We start from the raw sequence: 14,775 nt of genomic DNA on the forward strand, positions 1-14,775 counted from the left end.
CCCACACCCTGCGCCACTCCTTTGCCGCCCACCTGCTGGAGAACGGGGCGGACCTCCACTCCATCCAGGAGATGCTGGGCCACGCGGATATCTCCTCCACCCAGATCTACGCCCAGCTGGTGAACCAGAAGCTGAAAAACGTGTACAACAAAGCCCATCCCAGGGCGTAAGCGACAGGCCGGAGCACAGTGTGTTCCGGCCTGTTTTCCATCTTGCGCCGCCGTGGCCGCCGTGGTACAATATTTTCTGTATGGACTGAGAAAGGGAACGCATACCATGCTGATTTTAGGAATCGACCCCGGCTTCGCCATCGTGGGCTTCGGCTTGGTGGAGGCAGACTGCGGCCGGCAGCGGCTGGTGCAGTGCGGCGCCATCACCACCCCGGCGGGGGAGCCTCTGCCCGCCCGGCTGCTCCAGATCTTCAACGACATGGAGCTGCTGCTGGAGCAGTTCCGGCCGGAGGCCATGGCGGTGGAGGAGCTGTTCTTCAACAACAACATCACCACGGGCATCGGCGTGGCCCAGGCCAGGGGCGTGATCCTGCTGGCCGCGGAGCGCAAGGGCGTGCCTATCTATGAGTACACCCCCAGCCAGGTGAAGCAGGCGGTGGTGGGCTACGGCAAGGCGGAGAAGCGGCAGGTCATGGACATGACCCGCCGCCTGCTGAACCTGAAGGCCGTCCCCAAGCCGGACGACGCCGCCGACGCGGTGGCCATCGCCCTGTGCCACGCCCGCTCGTTCACCTCCCGGCTCCAGAGCCCCGACGCCGCCAGGCCGGGCAGCGGCCGGTATGAGGTGCGCAATCCCACCCGTTAGGAGCGAATCACACCATGTTTTACTATGTCAACGGCACCGTGGCTCACACGGCCCCCTTCCTGGCGGTCATCGACTGCGGGGGGGTGGGGTACGCCTGCCGCACCACCAACAACACCCTTGCCCGGCTGAAAAAGGGGGAGAGGGCCAAGCTCTACACCCACCTGAACGTCCGGGAGGACGCCATGGAGCTGTACGGCTTCTATTCCGAGAACGAGCTCAACTGCTTCCAGATGCTCATCGGCGTGTCCGGCGTGGGGCCCAAGGCGGCCCTGTCCATCCTGTCTGCCGCCACGCCGGAGTCCCTGGCCATGAGCATCATCACCGGGGACGAGAAGGCCCTGACGGTGGCCCAGGGCATCGGCAAAAAAATCGCCCAGCGCATCATCCTGGAGCTGAAGGATAAGCTGGCCAAGGGGCAGCTCTCCGCCGACGGGGAGAGTTACGGCGGCACCGGCGTCACGGTGATCCCCGAGAACAAGTCCAGCGAGGCCGCCGCCGCTTTGGCGGTGCTGGGCTACAGCCAGAGCGAGATCGGCGTTGCCCTCAAGGGCATCGACGTGGACGCCCTGTCCCTGGAGGACGTGATCAAACAGGCGCTGAAAAAGATGGTCAAGAACTAAAGGGGGGCCGAGTCATGGCGAAACTGGAGCGAACCGTAACCGGAGACTTTGACGCCCTGCTGGACTACCTGCACGACGGCATCCTGAGCGGCAGCGCCTCGGCCAGCTGGGAGGATGGCAGCGACTACAGCGGCCCGGATTTCCGCTGTGCGGTGCGGGTCTATGAGCGGTACAGCCTTCTGGGCGGAAACCGGGTGAGCCTGAGCCTGACCCTGGTGGGGGAGGGGAACCGGATTTTCATCTCCGCCATCACCTCCGGCGGCAGTCAGGCCATGTTCGTCAAGATGAACACCGTGGGAGAGGAGTCTTTCCTGGACAAGGTGGCGGAGCTGCTGGACAGCTGCCGCCCCGCCGCGCCCTCCGGCGCCGGAACGGCGAAGCCGTATCCCTGCCCGTGCTGTGGGAGCTATACGATGGAAGAGAAGCCGGCAGGAAGCTATCAGACCTGCCCTGTCTGCGCCTGGGTGGACGACCCCTGGGCGCTGGAGCACCCAGACGAGCCCGGCGGCTGCAACCTCGTAACGCTGGCGGAGGGGCGGGAGAACTACCGCGCCTGCGGCGCCTGCTCACCCGAGCTGCGCGGGCACACCAGGCCCCCGACACCGGAAGAAGAACTGGGGATTTCAGAGGAAGTGAGCACTTGAGCATTGATTTTTCCGACACCGGCTTTGAGACAGAGGAGCCCCTGGTCACCACGTCCCTGACCCGGGAGGATGAGAACGAGGGCTCCCTGCGGCCCAAGACCCTGCGGGAGTACATCGGCCAGGAGAAGGCCAAGGGCAACCTGGAGGTGTTCATCCAGGCCGCCAAGATGCGGGGGGAGCCCCTGGATCACGTGCTGCTCCACGGCCCGCCCGGCCTGGGCAAGACCACCCTCAGCGGCATCATCGCCAACGAGATGGGGGTCAACATCCGCATCACCTCCGGCCCGGCCATCGAGAAGCCGGGGGACCTGGCCGCCCTGCTCACCAACCTGGCGGAGAACGACATCCTCTTTGTGGACGAGATCCACCGGCTCAACCGCTCGGTGGAGGAGATCCTGTACCCGGCCATGGAGGACTTCGCCATCGACATCATCATCGGCAAGGGGCCGTCGGCCAACTCCATCCGGCTGGATCTGCCAAAATTCACCCTGATCGGGGCCACCACCCGGGCGGGCCAGCTGTCCGCCCCCCTGCGGGATCGCTTCGGCGTGACCCTGCGGCTGGAGCTGTACACCCCGGAGGAGCTGGCCCTGATTGTCAAGCGCTCGGCGGGCATCCTGGATGTGCCCATCGAGGACGACGGCGCCATGGAGATCGCCAAGCGCAGCCGGGGCACCCCCCGCATCGCCAACCGGATGCTCCGGCGGGTGCGGGACTTCGCCCAGGTGAAGGCCGGCGGCGTGATCACCCGCGCGGTGGCCGACCAGGCCCTCACCGCTCTGGAGGTGGACCACCTGGGGCTGGACGCCATCGACCGGCGCATGCTCACCAGTATCATTGAGCACTACGGCGGCGGCCCGGTGGGCCTGGAGACCCTGGCCGCCACCATCAACGAGGAGGCCGTCACCCTGGAGGACGTGTACGAGCCCTATCTCATGCAGATGGGCTTCCTCACCCGTACCCCCCGGGGCCGGTGCGTCACCCGGCGTGCCTATGAGCACCTGGGCCTGACCCCGCCCGGCGGGGGCTTCGGCCTGGATCAGCTTTCCCTGTGAGCGGCCCGGGCTTTATCCGGGAGATTTTCCTGAACCAGCCCCTGCCGGAGGACTCCTGGCTGAACAAGCTGCCCGCCCTGGCCCAACTGCAGGCGGGGGAGCGGCTGGCCTTCGACAGCCCGGTCACCTTTCTGGTGGGGGAGAACGGGGCGGGAAAGTCCACCCTGCTGGAGGGGATCGCCGTCGCCTGCGGCTTCAACCCGGAGGGGGGCACCCGGAACTTCTCCTTCTCCACCCGGGACACCCACTCGGCCCTGGGGGAGTATCTCACCGTCTCCCGCAGCGCCTACCCCCGGGACGGCTTCTTTCTCCGGGCGGAGAGCTTCTACAACGCGGCCAGCTATATCGACAGGCTGGACGAGGAGCCCGGCCCCAGCCTGCTGGACAGCTACGGCGGGGTTTCCCTCCACGCCCAGTCCCACGGGGAGAGCTTCCTGGCCCTGGTGCAGAACCGCTTCGGCGGGGAGGGGCTCTACCTGCTGGATGAGCCGGAGGCCGCCCTGTCCCCCGCGCGGCAGCTCACCCTGCTGGGGCAGATGCGTCTGCTGGCGCAGGCGGGCTCCCAGTTTGTGGTGGCAACCCACTCGCCCATCCTGATGGCCTACCCTGGGGCGGCCATCTACCTGCTCTCGGAGAAGGGCATAGAGCGGACGGAATACCGGCACACCGAGCACTACATCCTGACGCGCCGCTTCCTCAACGACCCGGAGGGGATGCTGCGGACGCTGTTCGGGGATGACTGAGAGAAGAAGGGAACCAAGCAATCTCCATGAAGAAGAATTTCTGGGGCGCCGTTTTGGGTGTGCTCCTGGCGGTGCACCTTGTTCTGGCCGCTGCGGCGGCCGTCATCCTGGTGGACGCCGGGCTTCTGCATCTGCTGGGGGTGCGCTATACCTCCTTCGGCTGGCTGATTGGCTATGTAGTGCTCTCCTCAGTGATCGGCCTGCCCCTGGAGCTGTTCACCAACGGGCTGGCCGGTGCCCTGTTCCGGCTGGGCTGGGCTACCCGGCGGCAGGCAAACCTCCTGTACATCCCCCTGGATACCCTGTGCTCCGCCCTGGTGTTCCGGGCGGCGGATCTCCTGATGCCCCAGGTGGAGGCCAACGCCCTGGCGATTCTGGTGACGGGGCTGCTGTCCGCCCTCTGCTCCCAGCCCATCGAGAAGGCGCGGCAGCGGAAAAGGCCCGGGCAGGATCAGGAGAGCGATTAACATCAACAAAACACTGGGTTTCGCCCGGAACGGGTCGGAACGGTCAATTGATAACGAGGTGGAAGAAAACATGGGTAAATTATTTGGAACCGACGGCATCCGCGGTGTCGTCAACGACGGACTGGACGCGACGCTGGCGTACAAGGTGGGCATGGCCGCCGCCCACGTGATGACCCAGGAGAAGGGGGGCGGGCAGCCCCGGTTTGCCATCGGCAAGGACACCCGCATCTCCTCCGATCTGCTGGAGGGGGCGCTGATCGCCGGGCTGTGCTCCGCCGGGGCCGACGTGCTCCACCTGGGCGTGATCCCCACCCCGGCGGTGGCCTGGGTGACGGTGGACACCGGCTGCGACGCGGGGGTGGTGATCTCCGCGTCCCACAACCCCTTTGAGCACAACGGCATCAAGATCTTCAACGGCCGGGGCTTCAAGCTGTCCGACGAGCTGGAGAACCGCATCGAGGACATCATCCTCAACGATGTGGCGGTGCCCCTCAAGACCGGCGGGGACATCGGCCGGGTGATCTACGCCGACCAGCAGGAGAGCCAGGACTACATCGACCACCTGGTGTCCACCATCGGCTCCGACCTGGCGGGACTGCACATCCTGGTGGACTGCGCCAACGGCGCCGCCTCCGCCACGGCGGCCCGGCTGTTCGACCGCTTCCCCGATCTGCACACCGACGTGATCCACGCCGATCCCGACGGAGTCAACATCAACAACGGCTGCGGCTCCACCCATCTGGAGCAGCTCAAGGCCATGGTGAAGGCCGGCGGCTATGACCTGGGCATCGCCTTTGACGGCGACGCCGACCGCTGCCTCATGGTGGACGAGACGGGGGAGGAGATTGACGGTGACCAGGTGATCGCCGCCTGCGGCCTGGATCTGAAGGAGAAGGGGGAGCTGTCCGGCGGGGCCATCGTGGCAACGGTCATGAGCAATCTGGGCCTGCACCGCTTCTGCCAGGAGCACGGCGTGGCGCTCTTCTGCACCAGCGTGGGCGACCGCAACGTGCTGGAGAAGATGGAGGAGAGCGGCTACGTCATCGGCGGCGAGCAGTCGGGGCACACCATCTTCCGCCGCTACGCCACCACCGGCGACGGCCAGCTCACCGCCCTGCAGTTCCTGGATCTACTCTGCCGCTCCGGGAAAAAGGCCTCTCAGCTGGTGGCTGGGTGCAGACGGTATCCCCAGGTGCTGGTCAACATTCCCGTGGCCGACAAGGCCAAGAAGGAGGCCATCATGGCCGACGCAGACCTTCAGGCCGCCATTAGCCAGCAGGAGAAGGCCCTGGCGGGCAACGGCCGGATTCTGGTGCGCCCCTCGGGCACCGAGGCCCTGATCCGGGTCATGGTGGAGGCCCAGACCGGGGATGAGGCCCGCGCGGTCGCCGAATTTTTGGCAAATGTGATAAAAAACAGCTGAGATCGGCGGAGAAAATTTGCACAAAAGCTTGACAGTTCTGAACCTTTCGCATATAATATACAAGGAGCAAGGGTATGAAAGCAGGTCAGAATCCATCTGGATCAGATTCCGACGAAGTTCTCTGCGGCAGGGCCGCCGCCGGTGACCGGGTCGCGGAGGAGCGTTTGGTTATTCGCTACAACCGCTTGGTGCGGGTGTGTGCCCGGCCCTATTTCCTGGCCGGGGGCGACAGTGAGGATCTGATTCAGGAGGGAATGGTGGGCCTGCTGGCCGCCATCCGGGAGTATGACCCGTCCAAGGCGGCCTCTTTCCGCACTTATGCGGAGGTCTGCATCAAGAACCGCCTGCTCTCTGTCATCAAGGCAGCAGCAAGAGATAAGCACACACCGCTGAACAACTCGGTCTCATTCGAAACCCCTCTTTTTTGCGGGAACGGCGATCGCTATGCCTACCGTGCATCGGTTCAGCATCTGGAGGATCCGGAGGAGATTTTTCTCAGCAGGGAGGCCTTCCGGGAGCGGATGGAGGCACTGATGGGCCAATTGTCCGGTTTCGAAGCCAATGTACTTCGGTTGTATCTGACCGGTTTGTCCTACTCTGAGATCGCAGCCGAGGTCAAAAAGTCCCCGAAATCGGTGGACAACGCTGTCCAGCGCATCCGGCGCAAATTGGCGCAGCAATCTTCATCTGGCGATGTCAGCGAAAGCTGAACGCAATATTACAGTCCCAGCACGCTCGGGAAATCCGGATCTGGGCAACAATGCAAAGAGAGGGTATCATCATGTACGAAGACAAGACTCTGGTATGTAAGGAATGTGGCCAGGAGTTCGTGTTCACCGCCGGTGAGCAGGAGTTCTACGCGGAGCGCGGTTTCCAGAACGAGCCCCAGCGCTGCAAGGCCTGCCGCGACGCCCGTAAGGCTGCGGCCCGCGGCCCCCGTGAGTATTTCACCGCTACCTGCGCTGCCTGCGGCGGTGAGGCCAGGGTTCCTTTTGAGCCCAAGTCCGACCGTCCCGTTTACTGCAGCGAGTGCTTCGCCCGCATGCGTGAGCAGCAGGGCTGAGTCCTACTGACAACCAAAAAGACGCACCGCAGAATCTGCGGTGCGTCTTTTTATGTGTCTTCCCGTTTTCGCCGCATAGCCGCGGGCCCGTCCGCATATGAATCATTACAAGACGGATTACGGAAGGGAAGAGCACGATGGATACGGCCTATCAAAAGTGGGAGAAGCGGCGGCAGGAGCGGAGCGGGGGACAGCGGAGGATGGCCAGACGGCGGGGGAGTGGGGCAGGCGTGGCCCTCGGCCTTCGGGAGCGGCGGCGGCTGGCCCAGCTGGCCGTCTGTCTGGCCCTGTTTCTGGCGGTGTTTGTGGGGAAGGGGATCTTTCCGGAGCGGCTGGCGGAGGCCCGGGAGACGGTGCTGGGCGTGATTCAGAGCGATACGGATTTCCAGGCCGCCTTTTCCCAGCTGGGCCGTTCTGTCTCCCAAGGGGAGCCCATCCTGGACACCCTGGGGGAGCTGTGGGTGGAGGTGTTCGGCGGAGCGGCGGTGACCGTGCAGGGGCAGGCGTCCCGGGCGGACTCCCCGCTGCTCCGGGCCCAGGCCGCCTTCCTCAGCGGCTTTCCAGTCCGGGAGGATGCGTCTGGCCACTGGCTGGGCCTGCGGGGGCCGCTGGCGGCGACCCCGGCGGAGCCCCGGTCGGAGACCGACCAAACGGAGTCCCAGCCCGAGGCGGAGCCGGCGGTGGTGCATGTGGAGTACACCGGCCCTGCCCTGCCCGATAACGCCACCATGGACAAATACAGCCTGAGTGCCCTGGGGATTACGGAGACGGTGACACCGGCCCTGGGGTGGGTCTCCTCGCCCTTCGGCTGGCGGGAGCACCCGGTGGACGGGGAGGAGAAGTTCCATAACGGGGTGGATCTGGCCGTCAACAACGGCACCGATGTGCTGGCCTTCGCCAGCGGAACGGTGGACTACATCGGCGACAGCCCCGTCTACGGCCTCTACCTTCAGCTCAGCCATGCCGGCGGCCTGAAGAGCTTCTACGCCCACTGCAGCCAGCTGCTGGTTCAGCAGGGCCAGGTGGTGGCGGCGGGGGAGCGTGTGGCCCAGTCCGGGGACACGGGCAACGCCACCGGCCCCCACCTCCACTTTGAGCTGAAGCTCAACGGGGTGCTCCTCAACCCGCTCTACTATATCGAGACCACCTAGATGCTGCGCTGGAGGCGGGTGGAGATCAGCGGCGGCGCCTTGCTGATGCTGGCGGCGCTGTACTACCTGGACGGCCAGGGGGTGCTGCCCCTGGCCCTGCTGGCCTGTGCTCTCCACGAGGCGGGGCACTGGCTGGCTACCCGGGCCCTGGGCGGCCGGATCACCGCCCTGCGCCTCACCTGCGTGGGGGCGGAGATGCGCCTGTCCGCCCGCTATCCTCTGGGGTACGCGGGCCAGTGCATCGCCGCCCTGGCCGGGCCCTGCGCCAACCTGGCCGCCGCCTGGGCGGCGGCCAGGACGGGGACGGAGTTGGGCTACTGCTTCGCCGGGCTCAATCTGGCCCTGGGCGCCTTCAACCTGCTCCCCGCCGCCCAGCTGGACGGTGGGCGGGTGCTGTGGTGCGCTCTGGCCCTGCTGGCCGGGCGGACGCGGGCGGACAGGTTTGTCCCCGCCCTCTCCGCCGCCCTGGCGGCGGGGCTGGTGTGCGGGGCCCTGGCCCTGGTGTGGAAGGGGCGGGGGAATTTGAGCCTGCTGCTCACCGCGCTGTGGCTGCTGGCCGCGCCGGCGGCGGGAAACATGCGGATGGAGCGGCTGGGATGAAGATTTACGCCTGAAAGTCAAAAATGTGCTTGCAATCCGGGACCGGTTGTGGTAAACTATTGCAGTCTCAATAAAGGGTGTTCCTCTGCGGCGGCCGCTTCCCAGACATCGGGCGGCCGGAAAGGCCGGTACGAACGCCTATAAACCAGGAGGAAGTTACAAATGGATCTCATGCAGGCATTCAACAACAAGAACCTGAAGGCCGAGCCCCCTGTGGCCGAAGTGGGCGACACCGTCCGCGTTCACGTCCACATCAAGGAGGGCAACCGGGAGCGTATCCAGGTCTTTGAGGGCACCGTGATCGCCAAGAAGCACGGCGGCATCGAGGAGACCATCACCGTCCGCCGCATCTCTTACGGCGTCGGTGTGGAGAAGGTCTTCCCCATCCACGCCCCCACCATCGAGAAGATCGAGACCGTCCGCAAGGGCAAGGTCCGCCGGGCCAAGCTGTACTACCTGCGGGACCGTGTGGGCAAGAGCGCCAAGGTCAAGGAGCGCATCTGAGCGCGGACATATTCAGCCGCAGAAACCGGGCGGCGCGGAGGAAATCCTCCGCGCCGCCCGGTTTTTCGCTTTGCTTTCGTCGTATTCTACAAATATTTCAGCGTTGCTTCAGAATTTTTATGGCACGCGCCGCAGGTTCATACGGAACGGAAAATAAAACGGGCGGTTTACCCGCCTTTGCGGCCCCCAAATGTGCGGAAAATAGTCTTTGTCCGGCGCACAGATGAAAGGGCATTTTACTATTGAAAATATCCGGCCGGAGTGATACATTGACCTTACCACATCATAGGAAAGAAGGGGGGACCGCACTGACCGTTTCCGGCGCCAGAGAGACCCGAGGAGAACGACAAGAACAGTCAAGGAGGTAGCTGTATGTCACGAAAAAAGCGCATGTTCCGCGTGCTCGCCGCAGTTTTGACCCTCACCATGCTCTTGACCATCTTCCCCGCCTCCGCCGCCAGCGCGGAAACCGCTGACAGCGTGTACCGCAACGGCAACATCTATACGGTTGACGAGGACTTCTCCACCGCCAGCGCCATTGCCATCAAGGGCGACCGGCTGATCTACGTGGGCGACGAGGCCGGCGTGGAGGCCTATATCGGCCCCGGCACCAAGGTCGTGGACCTGGGGGGCAAGACCGTCGTGCCCGGCCTCATCGAGGGCCACATGCACATCAACGGCCTGGGTGAGAGCCTGCTGCAGATCGACGCCTTCTGGAAGCCCAAGGAGGACATCCTGGCCGCTGTGGCCGCCGAGGTGGCCAAGGCCGAGCCCGGCGAGTGGATTCGCGGCCGGGGCTGGCTGAACAGCGTGTGGGAGGACACCGCCTATCCCACCAAGGAGGAGCTGGACGCCGTGGCCCCCAACAACCCGGTCTTCCTGACCCGGGCGGACGGCCACATGTGCTGGGTCAACTCCATGGCCTTTGAGCTGGCCGGCATCACCAAGGACACCCCCAACCCCCAGGGCGGCGAGTATCTGAAGAACGAGGCCGGGGAGCTCCAGGGCTGCGTCACCGACACGGCCATGGACCCCATCTCCGCCCTGCTGCCCGCCTACAGCATTGAGCAGGAGCAGCAGGCCCTCCTGCTGGCCCAGGAGCAGCTGTTCTCCTACGGCCTGACCTCCGCCATGAACGCCGGCACCTCCGTGCAGATGCTCAACGAGGTCTATAAGCCCCTGTACGAGTCCGGCGAGCTCAAGCTGCGCTCCTACATCCTCATGTCCCTGGAGTCCACGGAGGGGGAGCAGGCCGACTATCTGCGCAATACGCCTCCCCAGAGCGGCCTGTACAACAACCACATGGACGTGCGGGCCGTGAAGCTGTTCAGCGACGGCTCCCTGGGCGCCCGCTCCGCCGCCATGCTGGAGGAGTACAGCGACCGGCCCGGCCACATCGGCAACTACCGCTCCACTGACGAGGAGATGTACCAGCTAGTGAAGCTGGCCTACGACAACGGCTACCAGACCGGCAGCCACGCCATCGGCGACGGCGCCAACCACCAGATTCTGGACGCCTATGAGCGGGTCATGGCCGAGAACCCCCGGGAGGACCCCCGCCTGCGCATTGAGCACTTCCAGATCCTCACCCTGGAGGACATCCAGCGGGCCATCGACATGGGCGTGCTCCCCGCCATGCAGACCACCCACGCCACCTCCGACATGCTGGTGGCGGAGGACCGCATCGGCGCCGAGCGCCTGGAGGGCGCCTACGCCTGGCGCACCATCCTGGACAGCGGCAGCATCATCCTCAACGGCTCCGACGCGCCGGTGGAGCTGGTCAACCCCTTCCACGGCCTGTATGCGGCCGTCACCCGGAAGGACCGGCTGGGCGAGCCCCCCGAGGGCTGGCACGCCGAGCAGTGCATGACCCGGGAGGAGGCCCTGCGCTCCTACACCATCTGGCCCGCCTACGGTGAGTTTAACGAGGACATCAAGGGCTCCCTGGAGGTTGGCAAGCTGGCCGACTTCGTGGTGCTGGACCGCGACTACATGACCTGCCCCGAGGAGGACATCAAGGACATCCAGGTCCTGCTCACCGTCTCCGGCGGCGAGGAGGTCTACACCCGGGACAACACCACCCCCACCGTCGTGTGGAACGGCCTGCCCATCACCTTTAACACCGCCCCCTATGCCGGCCCCGGCATCATCTACGTGCCCCTCAACGACATCGTCAACGGCATCAGCGCCACCCAGCAGGTGAACGGCAGCCAGGTCACCGTCACCCTGGACGGTCGCTCCGCCACCGTTCCCATCTCCACGGTGAACGGGGTCAGCTATGTGCCGGTGCGCGCCCTGTTCGAGGGCCTGGGCCGCAATGTGGCCTGGTACGCGCCCAGCAACTGCGTCTCCATCGGCTGGCTCAAATAAGCCCGTCTCAAAAAGCGGCTCCGGCGCCTGCCGGAGCCGCTTTTTTGTGCGTCTTGGCCCTTTTCAAGCCACCACAGGTTGTGTATAATAAGGTTTATTCCCATGACAAGAAGAAAGGAGGGCGCTGGATGAACATCCAGTGGTACCCCGGCCACATGACCAAGACCCGGCGGCAGATCCAGGCGGATCTGAAGCAGGTGGATCTGGTGGCCGAGATCATCGACGCCCGCATCCCCATCTCCAGCCGCAACCCGGACATTGACGAGCTGGTGGGGGAGAAGCCCCGGCTGATCGTCCTCAACCGGGCGGATCAGGCCGATCCGGCCATGAACAAGGCGTGGTCGGACTGGTTCCGGAAGAAGGGCTGGTCGGTGCTGGAGACCAACGCCCGGGACGGCAAGGGCGTCGGCCAGTTCTCCGCCGCCATCAAAACGGCCCTGAAGGAGAAGCTGGAGCAGTGGAAGGCCAAGGGCCTGGTGGGCCGGCCGGTGCGGGCCATGGTGGTGGGGGTGCCCAACGTGGGCAAGTCAACCTTCATCAACCAGGTGGCGAAGAAGAAGTCTGCCAAGGCGGGCAATAAGCCCGGCGTCACCCGGGGCAAGCAGTGGGTGAGCGTGGACGCCGGCCTGGAGCTGCTGGACACCCCCGGCATCCTGTGGCCCAAGTTTGAGGACGAGACCACCGGAATCCACCTGGCCTTTACCGGGGCGGTGAAGGACGAGATCATGGATCTGGAGACCCTGGCCTGCCACCTGATTGAGATTCTGGCAAAGCGCTATCCCCAGGCCCTGCTGGAGCGGTTCAAGGTGGAGGTGGATCCGGAGCAGCCCGGCTGGGAGCTGCTGGAGCAGTGCGGACGGAAGCGGGGCTTCCTGATCTCCGGCGGCGAGGTGGACACCGAGCGCATGGCCCGGATCCTGCTGGACGAATACCGCTCCGGCAAGCTGGGGCGGATCACCTTTGAGAGCCCCCAGGACGCGGAGAGCGTGGAGGCCGGCCATGGCGGGGACTGATCTCTGGGCCCTGGAGCGGGCCTGCCGGGAGGAGGGGTATTCCCCGGTGTGCGGCTGCGACGAGGCCGGCGCCGGGCCCCTGGCCGGGCCGGTGTACGCCGCGGCGGTGATTCTCCCCTTCGGGGCGGAGCTGCCCGGCCTCAACGACTCCAAGAAGCTGACCGAGAAGAAGCGGGAGGCCCTCTTCCCCGTGATCCGGGAGCAGGCCGTGGCCTGGGCGGTGGCACGGGTGGAGGCGGCGGAGATCGACGAGACCGACATCCTCAGCGCCCGCATGAAGGCCATGCAGCTGGCTATCGACCGGCTCACACCCGCCCCGGACTTCGCCCTCATCGACGGCAACCGGGATCACGGCAGGTCTGCAGCCGTCACCACACCCCACAGAATGATTGTAAAGGGAGATTCCCTGTCGGCCTCCATTGCCGCGGCCTCCATCCTGGCCAAGGTGAGCCGGGATCGCTACATGAAAGAGATCGCGGCCCAATACCCCCAGTACGAGTTCGACCGGCACAAGGGCTACGGCACCAAGCGGCACTACGAGCTGCTGCGGCAGTACGGCCCCAGTCCCATACACCGGCGAACCTTCCTGAAAAACCTGTGAGCGGGGGAGAGGCGAAGCTGCTGGGCCGGTGGGGGGAGACCCTGGCGGCGGAGGAGCGGCGGCGGCAGGGGTGGCAGATCCTGGCCGCCGGCTACCGGAGCCGGTTCGGCGAGATCGACCTGATTGCAGCTAATGACAAGTACTTGGCCTTTATTGAGGTGAAGCTGCGTACCAGCGAGGGCTTTGCCCCCGGCCGGGCGGCGGTGGACGCCCGCAAGCAAAACCGCCTGCGGGCCACGGCGGAGCTGTGGCTGGCCGAACACCCGGAGGAAGTGCGCCAGCCCCGGTTCGACGTGGCGGAGATCTTCGCCCCACAGGGGACGGCCACCCGGGCGCCCCGCATCACCTGGATTGAAAATGCTTTTTAAGAGGAGGAGAGGGGCTGTGAACCCAATCTGTCTCTTTGACGGACACTGTGACACCGTCTACCGCGGCAGCCTTCCGGCAGAGGATCCCCACAGGAGCCGGGGGGATCTGGTGTCCAACAGCGGCCATCTGGATCTGAACCGGCTGCAAAGGGCCTACGGCGGAAGCTGCCAGTTCTTCGCTCTGTTCGGCTATCCGGCGGATTTCCCGGGCAAAGCGGCGGAGGAGATCTTCCGCCTGGAGTACGGCTGGTTTGCCCGCCAGATGGAGATCCACAGCGGCCGGGCGGCCCACTGCCGCACCGGGGAGGAGGCCCGGCAGGCCCTGTCCCAGGGGAAGACAGCCGCCTTTTTGTCGGTGGAGGGGGCGGAGCTGCTGGACTGCGATCCGGCCCGGCTGGAGGAGGCCCACCGTCTGGGGGTGCGGGCGGTAAACCTGACCTGGAACTACGCCAATCCCCTGTCCGGCTCCAACGCCGAGGAGCCGGGGCGGGGCCTCACCGCCCGGGGCCGGGCGTTTGTGGCCGAGATGCAGCGGCTGGGCATGCTGGTGGACGTTTCCCACCTGTCCGACCCCGGCTTCTGGGACGTGGCGGAGCTGGCGGAGCGGGCGGGGATTCCCTTTTTTGCCAGTCACTCCAACGCCAGGGCGGTGTGCCCCCACAAGCGGAACTTGACGGATGAGCAAATTACTGCCATAATAAAGGTTCAGGGTACCGTCGGCCTGAACCTGTGCGCCTCCTTCGTGGGGGAGCCCCCCACCCTGGATGCCCTGATTGCCCATGTGGAGCACATCTGGGCCCTGGGGGGCGCGGACAGCCTGGCTGTCGGCGGGGACTGGGACGGCTGCGACCTGGCGGCCGGCCTGACGGGCGTGGACGGCCTGACCGCCCTGTATGAGGAGCTTCTGCGGCGCAATCACAGCGAGACACTGGTGCGCGCCCTGTTTTTCGAGAATCTAATGAGGGTTGTGAGCGAAGTATGTACTATGTAAGCACGCGAAACGCAAGGGATCGGCGCACGGCGGCGGAGGCCATTGCCCAGGGACTGGCCGCCGACGGGGGGCTCATGACCCCCGAGGTGTTCCCCAAGCTGTCCCACAACGCCCTGGACACCATGCGGGACATGTCCTACCAGCAGCGGGCCGTCTATGTGATGGGCTCCTACCTGGACGACTTCACCTCCTCCGAGCTGTCCTCCTTTGCCGCCAAGGCATACGGCGGCGGCAAGTTCGACGTGAAGGAGGTGGCCCCCGTCCGGCAGGTGGACGGCAATACCTACTGCCTGGAGCTGTGGCACGGCCCCACCTGCGCCTTCAAGGACATGGCCCTGCAGATGCT

Annotated in this window: 18 protein-coding genes and 1 pseudogene; all 19 read left to right on the forward strand. The window is 65.5% G+C overall.

Features of this window, described 5'->3' with window-relative positions; genetic code table 11:
- Positions 1-170, forward strand: a 170-nt coding sequence (locus QZ378_RS09320) for a tyrosine-type recombinase/integrase (protein WP_291258077.1), incomplete at its 5' end; no start/stop codon positions are given.
- A gap of 106 nt (positions 171-276) precedes the next feature.
- A complete protein-coding gene (gene ruvC / locus QZ378_RS09325; protein WP_291258069.1) occupies positions 277-816 on the forward strand; it encodes a crossover junction endodeoxyribonuclease RuvC in 540 nt (179 codons plus the stop codon).
- Between the two features lie 14 nt (positions 817-830).
- A complete protein-coding gene (ruvA, locus tag QZ378_RS09330; RefSeq protein WP_191378517.1) occupies positions 831-1,436 on the forward strand; it encodes a Holliday junction branch migration protein RuvA in 606 nt (201 codons plus the stop codon).
- 14 nt (positions 1,437-1,450) lie between these two features.
- Positions 1,451-2,080, forward strand: coding sequence for a DUF6054 family protein (locus QZ378_RS12995; RefSeq protein ID WP_366935194.1), 630 nt, complete (start codon positions 1,451-1,453; stop codon positions 2,078-2,080).
- Positions 2,077-3,135: a Holliday junction branch migration DNA helicase RuvB gene (ruvB, locus tag QZ378_RS09345; RefSeq protein WP_191378515.1), complete on the forward strand. Its 1,059-nt coding sequence runs from the start codon at positions 2,077-2,079 to the stop codon at positions 3,133-3,135. Before QZ378_RS12995 ends, ruvB begins: the two co-directional genes overlap by 4 nt.
- Positions 3,132-3,878, forward strand: coding sequence for an AAA family ATPase (locus QZ378_RS09350; protein ID WP_291258070.1), 747 nt, complete (start codon positions 3,132-3,134; stop codon positions 3,876-3,878). Before ruvB ends, QZ378_RS09350 begins: the two co-directional genes overlap by 4 nt.
- Before the next feature lie 26 nt (positions 3,879-3,904).
- Positions 3,905-4,345 (forward strand): YrvL family regulatory protein, encoded by a 441-nt coding sequence (locus QZ378_RS09355; RefSeq protein WP_291258071.1) that lies wholly within the window; start codon positions 3,905-3,907, stop codon positions 4,343-4,345.
- Between the two features lie 70 nt (positions 4,346-4,415).
- Positions 4,416-5,768 carry a phosphoglucosamine mutase gene (gene glmM / locus QZ378_RS09360; protein ID WP_291258072.1) on the forward strand — a complete coding sequence of 451 codons (1,353 nt, stop codon included), beginning with the start codon at positions 4,416-4,418 and terminating at the stop codon, positions 5,766-5,768.
- A gap of 74 nt (positions 5,769-5,842) precedes the next feature.
- Complete coding sequence (locus tag QZ378_RS09365) at positions 5,843-6,478, forward strand: sigma-70 family RNA polymerase sigma factor (protein ID WP_087240655.1); 636 nt, start codon at positions 5,843-5,845, stop codon at positions 6,476-6,478.
- Positions 6,479-6,549: 71 nt separating this feature from the next.
- The gene (locus QZ378_RS09370) at positions 6,550-6,831 is read left to right on the forward strand and encodes a zinc-ribbon domain containing protein (protein ID WP_087240653.1); all 282 of its coding nucleotides are present in this window, start codon (positions 6,550-6,552) and stop codon (positions 6,829-6,831) included.
- Positions 6,832-6,968: 137 nt separating this feature from the next.
- Positions 6,969-7,982 (forward strand): M23 family metallopeptidase, encoded by a 1,014-nt coding sequence (locus tag QZ378_RS09375; RefSeq protein WP_291258073.1) that lies wholly within the window; start codon positions 6,969-6,971, stop codon positions 7,980-7,982.
- Positions 7,983-8,582 carry a site-2 protease family protein gene (locus QZ378_RS09380; protein WP_291258074.1) on the forward strand — a complete coding sequence of 200 codons (600 nt, stop codon included), beginning with the start codon at positions 7,983-7,985 and terminating at the stop codon, positions 8,580-8,582.
- A 162-nt stretch (positions 8,583-8,744) separates the two neighbouring features.
- Entirely contained in the window at positions 8,745-9,086 is a 342-nt protein-coding gene (gene rplS, locus QZ378_RS09385) for a 50S ribosomal protein L19 (RefSeq protein WP_087240647.1), read from the forward strand.
- 372 nt (positions 9,087-9,458) lie between these two features.
- Positions 9,459-11,456 (forward strand): amidohydrolase family protein, encoded by a 1,998-nt coding sequence (locus QZ378_RS09390; protein ID WP_191378509.1) that lies wholly within the window; start codon positions 9,459-9,461, stop codon positions 11,454-11,456.
- Positions 11,457-11,584: 128 nt separating this feature from the next.
- Positions 11,585-12,469, forward strand: coding sequence for a ribosome biogenesis GTPase YlqF (gene ylqF, locus QZ378_RS09395; RefSeq protein WP_191528593.1), 885 nt, complete (start codon positions 11,585-11,587; stop codon positions 12,467-12,469).
- Entirely contained in the window at positions 12,456-13,070 is a 615-nt protein-coding gene (locus QZ378_RS09400; protein ID WP_291258075.1) for a ribonuclease HII, read from the forward strand. The genes ylqF and QZ378_RS09400 overlap by 14 nt, the downstream gene beginning before the upstream one ends.
- A complete protein-coding gene (locus QZ378_RS09405; RefSeq protein WP_191378506.1) occupies positions 13,067-13,438 on the forward strand; it encodes a YraN family protein in 372 nt (123 codons plus the stop codon). The genes QZ378_RS09400 and QZ378_RS09405 overlap by 4 nt, the downstream gene beginning before the upstream one ends.
- A gap of 16 nt (positions 13,439-13,454) precedes the next feature.
- The gene (locus tag QZ378_RS09410) at positions 13,455-14,429 is read left to right on the forward strand and encodes a membrane dipeptidase (protein ID WP_291258076.1); all 975 of its coding nucleotides are present in this window, start codon (positions 13,455-13,457) and stop codon (positions 14,427-14,429) included.
- Positions 14,417-14,775: pseudogene (locus tag QZ378_RS09415) on the forward strand (threonine synthase); the annotation flags it as partial. The gene QZ378_RS09410 and the pseudogene QZ378_RS09415, both read left to right, overlap by 13 nt.

This window comes from Flavonifractor sp. (assembly GCF_019422385.1).
Taxonomy (GTDB): Bacteria; Bacillota; Clostridia; order Oscillospirales; family Oscillospiraceae; genus Flavonifractor; species Flavonifractor avistercoris.

What these genes read in the sequence shown, in the direction of transcription:
- rplS (WP_087240647.1), top strand. Translation starts at nt 8,745, where the DNA reads ATGGATCTCATGCAGGCATTCAACAACAAGAACCTGAAGGCCGAGCCC.
- ylqF (WP_191528593.1), top strand. Translation starts at nt 11,585, where the DNA reads ATGAACATCCAGTGGTACCCCGGCCACATGACCAAGACCCGGCGGCAG.
- QZ378_RS09365 (WP_087240655.1), top strand. Translation starts at nt 5,843, where the DNA reads ATGAAAGCAGGTCAGAATCCATCTGGATCAGATTCCGACGAAGTTCTC.
- QZ378_RS12995 (WP_366935194.1), top strand. Translation starts at nt 1,451, where the DNA reads ATGGCGAAACTGGAGCGAACCGTAACCGGAGACTTTGACGCCCTGCTG.
- QZ378_RS09370 (WP_087240653.1), top strand. Translation starts at nt 6,550, where the DNA reads ATGTACGAAGACAAGACTCTGGTATGTAAGGAATGTGGCCAGGAGTTC.
- QZ378_RS09355 (WP_291258071.1), top strand. Translation starts at nt 3,905, where the DNA reads ATGAAGAAGAATTTCTGGGGCGCCGTTTTGGGTGTGCTCCTGGCGGTG.
- ruvA (WP_191378517.1), top strand. Translation starts at nt 831, where the DNA reads ATGTTTTACTATGTCAACGGCACCGTGGCTCACACGGCCCCCTTCCTG.
- QZ378_RS09375 (WP_291258073.1), top strand. Translation starts at nt 6,969, where the DNA reads ATGGATACGGCCTATCAAAAGTGGGAGAAGCGGCGGCAGGAGCGGAGC.
- ruvC (WP_291258069.1), top strand. Translation starts at nt 277, where the DNA reads ATGCTGATTTTAGGAATCGACCCCGGCTTCGCCATCGTGGGCTTCGGC.
- QZ378_RS09400 (WP_291258075.1), top strand. Translation starts at nt 12,456, where the DNA reads ATGGCGGGGACTGATCTCTGGGCCCTGGAGCGGGCCTGCCGGGAGGAG.
- QZ378_RS09380 (WP_291258074.1), top strand. Translation starts at nt 7,983, where the DNA reads ATGCTGCGCTGGAGGCGGGTGGAGATCAGCGGCGGCGCCTTGCTGATG.
- QZ378_RS09390 (WP_191378509.1), top strand. Translation starts at nt 9,459, where the DNA reads ATGTCACGAAAAAAGCGCATGTTCCGCGTGCTCGCCGCAGTTTTGACC.
- glmM (WP_291258072.1), top strand. Translation starts at nt 4,416, where the DNA reads ATGGGTAAATTATTTGGAACCGACGGCATCCGCGGTGTCGTCAACGAC.